Annotated in this window: 4 protein-coding genes; all 4 read right to left on the minus strand. The window is 32.1% G+C overall.

What is annotated here, in order from left to right:
- Positions 1-11: 11 nt before the first annotated feature.
- The 4 genes from gltB to LQK79_RS05230 all read right to left on the minus strand — a co-directional run bounded on the left by gltB (position 12) and on the right by LQK79_RS05230 (position 9,101).
- The gene (gltB, locus tag LQK79_RS05215) at positions 12-4,535 is read right to left on the minus strand and encodes a glutamate synthase large subunit (RefSeq protein ID WP_231015775.1); all 4,524 of its coding nucleotides are present in this window, start codon (positions 4,533-4,535) and stop codon (positions 12-14) included.
- Between the two features lie 156 nt (positions 4,536-4,691).
- Positions 4,692-7,061 carry an ATP-dependent DNA helicase gene (locus LQK79_RS05220; protein WP_231015776.1) on the minus strand — a complete coding sequence of 790 codons (2,370 nt, stop codon included), beginning with the start codon at positions 7,059-7,061 and terminating at the stop codon, positions 4,692-4,694.
- Positions 7,054-8,331: a replication-associated recombination protein A gene (locus tag LQK79_RS05225; RefSeq protein WP_231015777.1), complete on the minus strand. Its 1,278-nt coding sequence runs from the start codon at positions 8,329-8,331 to the stop codon at positions 7,054-7,056. Before LQK79_RS05225 ends, LQK79_RS05220 begins: the two co-directional genes overlap by 8 nt.
- 275 nt (positions 8,332-8,606) lie before the next feature.
- Positions 8,607-9,101 carry a prolyl-tRNA synthetase associated domain-containing protein gene (locus tag LQK79_RS05230; RefSeq protein WP_269144055.1) on the minus strand — a complete coding sequence of 165 codons (495 nt, stop codon included), beginning with the start codon at positions 9,099-9,101 and terminating at the stop codon, positions 8,607-8,609.
- Positions 9,102-9,416 lie beyond the last annotated feature (315 nt).

Here is a 9,416-nt window from a genome sequence, read left to right on the forward strand (position 1 = left end):
TGCACCTCCCACTACATGTCTGCTGCCACAGATTTTTGTCTGTCCGCTTCTAAAATAAGCTTATAAGCTGTAGGTATGACTCTCTTGAACTTTGACTTATATTCATCCCAATTATCAAGAATATCTTTAGCTTTAACACTTTCAGTATAATCGTAATGTTCTTTTATAAAGTCATATAACATTTTCTCATCTTCAGCGTCATCTACAGGTGTAATTTCAATAATTTCATTAGTACATTTTGAAGCAAAGTCACCATCTTCATCAAGTATAAAAGCAAGTCCACCGCTCATACCAGCTGCAAAGTTTCTGCCAGTTTTACCTATAACAACAACTGCGCCGCCAGTCATGTATTCGCAGCCGTGATCTCCTACACCTTCAACAACAGCGTATGCTCCACTGTTTCTAACTGCAAAACGCTCTCCTACGAGTCCATTTATAAATACTTTTCCGCTTGTTGCACCATACATAATAGTGTTTCCAGCTATTACATTTTCATCCTGCTTATAAGTAGCAGCTTTAGGAGTTTTTATTATTATCTTTCCACCAGAAAGACCTTTTCCTACATAATCATTTGCATCTCCCTCAAGTTCAAGTGTAAGTCCCTTCATGCCAAATGCACCAAAGCTTTGACCTGCTGAACCTGTGAAGTGATATTTAATAGTATCCTCTTCTAGTCCTTCTTCACCATACAATTTTGCTATCTTGCCACTGAGCATTGCTCCAACTGATCTATCTACATTTTTTATTTCAAAATTTCCAACTACACTCTTCTTGTTATTAAGAGCTTCTTTTGCAACTTCTATAAGCTTGTAATCCATGCATTTATCAAGACCATGATCTTGAGCTACAGTGCAGTAAGGTTTAATTCTCTTAGGCATATCAGGTTTATATAGTATATTTGAGAAGTCTAATTTCTTTGCTTTCCAATGAGTTACAGCATCCTTAGTATCTAATTTATCTACTCTGCCTATCATCTCATTTATGCTTCTAAAACCAAGTCGAGCCATATACTCTCTTACTTCCTCTGCTATAAATGTAAGGAAGTTAATAATATATTCTGGTTTTCCTTTAAATCTCTTTCTAAGCTCAGGATCTTGAGTTGCTATTCCCATGTCACAAGTATTTGAATGACATTTTCTAAGCATTGTACATCCCATTACTACAAGAAGTGTTGTTGCAAATACATATTCTTCAGCTCCAAGAAGTGCTGCTACTACAACATCTCTTCCTGTTTTTAATTGTCCATCTGTTTGAAGTACAACTCTACTTCTAAGGCTGTTTAAAAGAAGTACCTGTTGAGTTTCAGATAATCCAAGTTCCCAAGGAATACCAGCATGTTTTACTGAAGATAATGGTGCTGCACCTGTTCCTCCATCATGACCGCTTATAAGTATTGAATCTGCATGTGCCTTTGCAACTCCAGCTGCAACTGTTCCAACTCCTACCTCTGAAACAAGCTTTACGCTTACTCTTGAAGAAGGATTTACACATTTAAGATCAAATATAAGCTGTGCCAAATCTTCAATTGAATATATATCATGGTGAGGTGGTGGTGAAATAAGATCTATGCCAGGTGTTGAGTGTCTAACTCTACCAATATTTTTATCTACTTTTTTCCCTGGAAGCTGACCGCCTTCTCCTGGTTTTGCACCCTGAGCCATTTTTATTTGAAGTTCATCTGCATTTACAAGATACTCTGTAGTAACTCCAAATCTACCAGAAGCTATCTGCTTAATAGCACTTCTTCTCCAGTCTCCATTAGGATCTTTCTTATATCTTTCGTTGTCTTCTCCGCCTTCTCCACAGTTGCTTTTTCCGCCAATTCTATTCATTGCAATAGCTATTGTTTCATGTGCCTCTTTGCTTATAGAACCAAAAGACATAGCTCCAGAACAAAATCTCTTTAATATTTCATTTACAGGTTCAACTTCATCAATTGGAATAGGATTTAAGTTCTTAAATTTAAATAATCCTCTTATAGTACATAATTCCTTGTCTTGATTATTTACGGCACCTGTATATTCTTTAAACAATTTGTAGTCTTTATTTCTAGCTGAAACCTGAAGTTTATATATTGTTTCAGGATTGAAAAGATGGAATTCACCACTTTTTCTCCATTTATACTGTCCTCCAACATCAAGTACAGAAACAGGCTTTCTTATTTTATTAAAGGCATTTTCGTGTCTTATAAGCACTTCTTTAGCAACTTCTTCTATGCCTATACCTTCAATTCTAGAAGGAGTTCCTTCAAAATATTTATTTGTAAATTCGCTGTTTAATCCAATTGCTTCAAAAATTTCTGCTCCATGATAACTTCTAAGTGTTGATATTCCCATTTTTGACAAAATCTTAAGAAGTCCATGATTTATTGCATTTAAGTAGTTAGCTACTGCTTTTTTCTCATCAACGCCTTCTATTTCATCTTCCTTAACTAGCTCACTTATAGTTTCAAAAGCAATGTAAGGATTAACTGCTGTAGCACCATAGCCTATTAAAAGTGCAAAGTGCATTGTTTCTCTTGCTTCTCCTGTTTCAACTATAATAGATACCTTTGTACGTGTTTTTTCTCTTATAAGATGATGCTGTACTGCTGAAACTGCAAGAAGACTAGGTATTGCTGCTTCATAGGAATCCATATTTTTATCACTTAAAACAATTATATTGAAGCCTTCTTTAATTCTAAGAGAAGCTCTTTCACATATTCCCTTAAGTGCTTCTTTAAAACCTTCAACACCTGTATCATATTTAAAAGTAATAGGTATAGTTGTAGTTCTAAAATCCTTGTTTCTAAGATTTTTTATTTTGCTTATTTCCGCATCGGAAAGTATTGGTTCTTCTATCTCTATAAATGGATTTTCAGAAGCTTCCTTATTGAGTATATTTCCTTGTGATCCAATATAATTTTTAAGTGAAGTTACAAGCTCTTCTCTTATAGGATCAATAGGTGGATTTGTAACCTGAGCAAAAAGCTGTTTAAAGTATGCAAAAAGAACTTGTGGTCTATTTGATAAAACTGCAAGAGGAGCATCATTACCCATTGAACCTACTGGCTCTTTTCCAGTCCTCGCCATAGGTCCTATAAGAATTTTTAAATCCTCCATAGTATATCCAAATGCCTGTTGCTTTTCTTTTAAAACATCTTCATTATTAGTTTTATTTACTTCAGCAGCAGCAAAATCTTTAAGTGTAAATTTATTTTTTTCTATTACTTCTTTATATTCTTTGCTGCAGCAGATTTTTTTCTTTATTTCAGAATCATCTATTATTCTTCCCTCTTTAGTATCAATGAGAAACATCTTTCCTGGTTGAAGTTTTCCCTTGCAAGCTATTTCCTCAGGTGCATACTTAAGAACTCCTGTTTCTGAAGCAAGTACAACTACCCCACCTTTAGTTATAACGTATCTAGCAGGTCTAAGTCCATTTCTGTCAAGAACTGCTCCAACTTGAACTCCATCAGTAAAGGAAACTGCTGCTGGTCCATCCCATGGCTCTATTAAGGTACCTTGATATTCATAAAAGGCTTTTTTCCAATCTTCCATTTTCTTATTGTTTTCCCATGCTTCAGGAATAAGCATCATAAGTGCTTCGGCTGGTGTTCTTCCATCGGCCACAAGAAGTTCAAATACATTATCAAGAGAAGTAGAATCACTGCCCTTTGGATTTATTATTGGAAACAGTTTTGAAATATCTTTACCTAAGGTAGTTGATTTCAAAACTCCTTCTCTTGCATTCATCCAGTTTCTATTTCCTCTTATAGTGTTAATTTCACCATTATGAGCTAAAAATCTAAATGGCTGTGCAAGATCCCAGGTTGGGAAAGTATTTGTACTATATCTTTGATGAACTAAAGCTATAGCACTTTTAAAGTTTATATCATTTAAGTCCATATAAAAACTTTTTATTTGGTCTGCAAGTAAAAGTCCCTTGTACACTATTGTACGGCTTGAAAGACTGCAAATATAGAAGTATTCAGTACTTCTTTCAACAAGTCTCTTTACTTCGCTTTCAGATTTTTTTCTTATTATATAGAGTTTTCTTTCAAATTCTACTTGGCTTTCACAGTTGCTGCCTATAAAAACCTGTTTTATAATAGGTTCACTTCCCTTAGCTGTTTGTCCTATTGATCTATTGTCTCTTGGAACCTCTCTCCAGCCTAAAACTTTTTGTCCTTCTTCTTCAGCTGCTCTTTCTAAAATTCCTTCACATTGATTTGAGAGTGCTATTTCTTTAGGTAAAAATACCATTCCAACTGCATATTTTCCTTCTTCCGGAAGTTCTATACCTAAATTATCACAGGTAATTCTAAAAAATTCATCTGGAATTTGAAGCATTATTCCAGCACCATCACCTGTTTTTGTATCAGCCCCTACAGCACCTCTATGTGTAAGATTTACTAAAATCTCAATTCCTTTTTTTACAATACTGTGAGTTTTTTCACCTTTAATACTTGCTATGAATCCAATACCACAATTATCTCTTTCAAAGGCTGGATCATAGAGTCCTTGTTTTTCAGGTAACCCCGTACTTTTTATCATTTTCAAGCCCCCTAACTTACATATCTATATAATTTTATATTCTATTACGGAAAAAATTATAATATTTTATAACATAACCTGTATATTTATTAAGAAAAATGCTATAGTTTTTATTATAATCTTAAAATGAAATTTTTCAATACTAATCTTGCATTTTTAAATGTCTTCCCAGAATTTTTTCGTATTTTTTTCTATTTCCACTTTATTTTTAACATAATGATAAAAAAAGTAGTCTTTTTTCAGCAAACTGATATACTCGTTGGTACCAAACCTTTCATCTAAAAACATAATAATCCCATTATCATTTTCAGTTCGTATTACCCTTCCTGCTGATTGAAGCACTTTATTTATCCCTGGATACATATATGCATATTTGTATCCGAAATTATTCTTTTTATTGAAATATTCTTTAATTAAATCTCTCTCCATACATATTTGTGGAAGACCGACTCCAACTATTACAGCCCCAATAAGTTTATCATGGGCAAGATCAATGCCTTCAGAAAAAACTCCTCCCATAACGCAAAAACCTATAACTTCTTCATCTTGCTTGTTGTTAAATTTATTAATAAAGTCTATTCTTGCTTCTTCATCCATAGTACTATCTTGAACTATAGCATTATGGCTATATTCTTCTGCAAATATGGAATACACTTCATTCATATATTTATAGGAAGGAAAAAAAACCATATAGTTTCCAATTTTACTGCTTACCATTGCATCTATATATTGTGCAATAGTTTTACAACTTTTTTCCCTATTTACATATTTAGTTGAAATTCTATTTCCAATTAAGACACATTTATTTTCACTCGGAAAGGGAGACCTTAAGGATATAATATAATCTTCCTCCTCTGCTCCAAACATTTCTTTATAATATGGCAAGGGTTCTAGAGTTGCTGAAAAAAATACAGCACTTTTCCCTCTCTTTAAAGCCTCTGAAATAAGTTTTGAAGGATCTAAGCAAAAAAGTTTTATTTTAAATTCATTTTTAGACTTTTCACCATAAAAAACAAATTTATCATCATAAAATTCTGCTATTCTAATAAATGAAATGCAGTCAAAATAAAATTGAAGCATATCCTCATATATTTCATCACTAGAATTTTGAATAAGCCACTCTTCACATATTACTGTAAATTTAAATACGTACCTTAATAGATCATCAGGAATTTCCTTATTAACTACAGTATTTTTTTCTTCGGCTAATTTCCTTATACTTATAAACATTTTATTTATGTTATCAAGCACTTTATAAATTTTGCTTTTTTTACTCTTGAGATTCTTTTTTAAGCTCATAACCGTACTTTTTAAAAGCTCCTTTGAATACATATCTCTTGCCCTATCTACAAGGTTATGTGCCTCATCAATTAAAAATGTGTAATTTCTTCCATTTTCTGAAAAAAATCTCTTTAAATAAACAGCAGGATCAAATACATAGTTATAATCACATATTATAATGTCCGACCAAAGTGTTAAATCCAAAGAAAATTCAAAAGGACACAATTTATACTTTTTTGCATACTCTTCTATTACAACTCTTGTAAAATTATCTTCATTATTTATAATGTCTAAAATAGCTTCATTTACCCTGTCATAATGTCCTCTGGCAAATTCACAGCCTTCTGGATTACAGGAAACCTTATCATTAAAGCATATTTTTTCTTTTGAAGTTACTGTAATAGATTTAACCTTAAGTCCCTTACTCCTCATAAATTCTAGTGCATCCTCAGGTGCTTTTCCATTTGTGCCTTTAGCCGTCAAATAAAAAATTCTTTCATTTATTTCTTCTCCCATAGCTTTAACTGCTGGAAATATAACTGACATAGTTTTTCCAATACCCGTAGGAGCTTTTATAAATGCTTTTTTATCCTTTTGTATAGCTTTATATACCCGCACTGCCAGTTCTCTTTGACCATTTCTATACTCATCAAAGGGAAATTTAAATTCCTTCATAGATGCATTTCTTTTTGATGTCCAGTCTTGTATAAAATGAGCCCATACTATGTATTTATCTAAAATATTAAAAAAATATTCCTGGAGTTTAGAATGGGACATAATTTCTTCAAATTGTTTATTTTCGTAGCTGTCTGCATTTATATATGTAAGTCTTATATTTACATTATCCACTTTATTTTCTTCAGAATACATATATCCATAGCACTTTGCCTGAGCCCAATGAAGCTCATTATAATTCTCCTCAATAGCTTCAAGTGATCTTCCCGTACTTTTAATTTCATTTATGACAACTCTATTTTCTTCCTCTATTATTTCATCTGCACGTCCATCAATTAAGAACTCTACTCCTTTATACTCAGTTTCATATTTCAAATAAACTTCCTTTGAATATTTACAGTTTTCTATGCCCTCATAGAGCTTTTTGTTTTCTCTTTGAAATTTTCCATGAATTTTAGTTCCTTCTAGAGCTCTTCCCATTCCTTGAAATCTATTATCAATGCTTCCACTTCTCATTACAAATTCAACAAGATTTCTTATTGATATTTTTATCTTATTATCTTCACTCATTATTTGTTCCTTTTATCCTATCCCAATAATTTTTAGAGGCCTGCTCTATCTTGTTTTCACCATAAATATAATACTTTTTATCCTTAACCTTATCAGGTAAATACTGCTGTTTTACATAGTTATTTTTATAATCATATGGATATTTGTAATTTTGCATTCTACCTAGTGCCTTTGCCCCTTCGTAATGACCATCCCGCAGATACACTGGAAGTTCTCCAATATTGGTGTTATCAAGTTCTGAAAGTGCTAAATCTATTGCCTTTATTGCAGAATTTGATTTTGGAGCTGTTGCAAGGAGTATTGTTGCCTCTGAAAGTGGAATTCTTGCTTCTGGAAAACCAATTTCAAGTGCTGCATCTGTACATGCCTTTACTATTGAAATAGCCTGTGGATACGCAAGACCTATATCCTCCGCTGCAATAACTAAAAGCCTCCTGCATATTGACTTTAAGTCACCGCCTTTAATAAGCATAGCAAGATATAAAGAAGCTGCATCAGGATCACTTCCTCGTATTGATTTTTGAAAAGCACTTAAAATATCATAGTGATTGTCACCATTTTTATCATATTTAAATATATTTTTTTGAGTACACTCTTTCATTATATTTAAATTTACATTTATATTCCCATCTTCATCCTTTGGAGTTGAGAAAATGGCTATTTCAAGAGAATTTAAAGCTTTTCTTATATCTCCTCCGCTTACATTTGCACAGTATTCTAAAGCTTCTTCCTCTATATTTATAGCCGTACTTTCAAATTCACTTTGAACTATTTTTAAAGCTCTTTTCATTGCCTTAACAATATCCTCATTTTTAAGTGGTTTAAATTCAAATATTATGGATCGGCTTAAAATGGCATTGTACACATAAAAATACGGATTTTCAGTTGTACTTGCAATTAAAGTAATACTGCCATTTTCCATAAATTGAAGAAGCAACTGCTGCTGCTTTTTATTGAAGTTTTGGATTTCATCAAGGTATAATAGTACCCCTTCTCTTGCCATTAAAGTATTTAAACTTTCTATTACTTCTTTTACATCACTTAAAGATGCTGTAGTGGCATTAAGCTTATATAATTTTTTATTTGTCTTACTTGCAATTATATTTGCAACAGTAGTTTTTCCAGTCCCCGGTGGACCATAAAAAATCATGTTGGGTATCATTTTACTTTTTAAAATTCTATGGAGTATCTTTCCTTCTCCAAGTATATGTTCTTGACCAAATACGTCTTCAAACTTCTCTGGTCTAATCCTATCTGGTAATGGCTTCAAAATGGAACCCCCTTCTTTGGATAAACAAGTTGAAAAATTTAAATTGCTAATACCAAGTTCATCCTGATAAATTGAAATTTAAAGCAAAGTACAATTGACAAAGTACAAAGTACAATGAAGGAGGATTTGCCTTCCTCACGTCAGGCAAATCTTAAAATTTAAATATTATCAGCTTCGCTGAGCGCAATGCTTTGCGCGATTATGTAATCATTAAATTTAAGATTTTTCTACGCTCACGGAGAAAAATCAACCTTCATTGTACTTTGTACTCTGGTTTAACTTTCTACATAAACAAATTTGTTTTTGTGCCATTTAATAAACCTCTCAAAATCCTCATACAAAACCCCTATTGTTGCTGTATTAACATTGGGATGAAAGTTTATAAAATGCTTACCTACTAAATCTTTATCTATCAAAATTATAACAGAACTTTCTTTATCATTTATTATACCAAAAGGAGTTACAGATCCAGGTTTGACGCCTAAGTGTTTAAATAATCTTTCTTCTGACGCAAATGATAACTGTGTACTGTTTATTTGTTTTGATAAAAATTTTAAATCTGCACGTTTTGTTTCTTCTAAAATCACAAGATAGTGAATATTACCTTTTCTATTTCTCAAGAATAAGTTTTTACAACATTTTCCTTTAATATCTATTTCCAATTTATCAGCTTCTTCAACAGTATATACTGCTTTATGTTCATACCTTATGTATTTAATTTTTAGTTCATTTAAAATATCATATACCTTTTGTTCCTCTGTACTAATCATTTTTTCACTTCCTAATTTTGCTTAACACATTCATGTATTTTGGTTTTTTGAAGTCATATGCGCTCCCGCGCAAACTCTAGATTATTAAAAGTAATTGTATTTTTATTTTGCTTAACACATTCATGTATTTTGGTTTTTTGAAGTCATATGCGCTCCCGCGCAAACTCTAGATTATTAAAAGTAATTGTATTTTTATTTTGCTTAACACATTCATGTATTTTGGTTTTTTGAAGTCATATGCGCTCCCGCGCAAACTCTAGATTATTAAAAGTAATTGTATTTTTATTTTGCTTAACACATTCATGTATTTTGGTT

The sequence above is a fragment of the Clostridium guangxiense genome (assembly GCF_021043395.1).
GTDB classification, from domain to species: domain Bacteria; phylum Bacillota; class Clostridia; order Clostridiales; family Clostridiaceae; genus Clostridium_S; species Clostridium_S guangxiense.

Excerpts from the sequence above, each read along its gene's own strand:
- gltB (WP_231015775.1), bottom strand. The coding sequence starts at position 4,535 with ATGATAAAAAGTACGGGGTTACCTGAAAAACAAGGACTCTATGATCCA.
- LQK79_RS05220 (WP_231015776.1), bottom strand. The coding sequence starts at position 7,061 with ATGAGTGAAGATAATAAGATAAAAATATCAATAAGAAATCTTGTTGAA.
- LQK79_RS05230 (WP_269144055.1), bottom strand. The coding sequence starts at position 9,101 with ATGATTAGTACAGAGGAACAAAAGGTATATGATATTTTAAATGAACTA.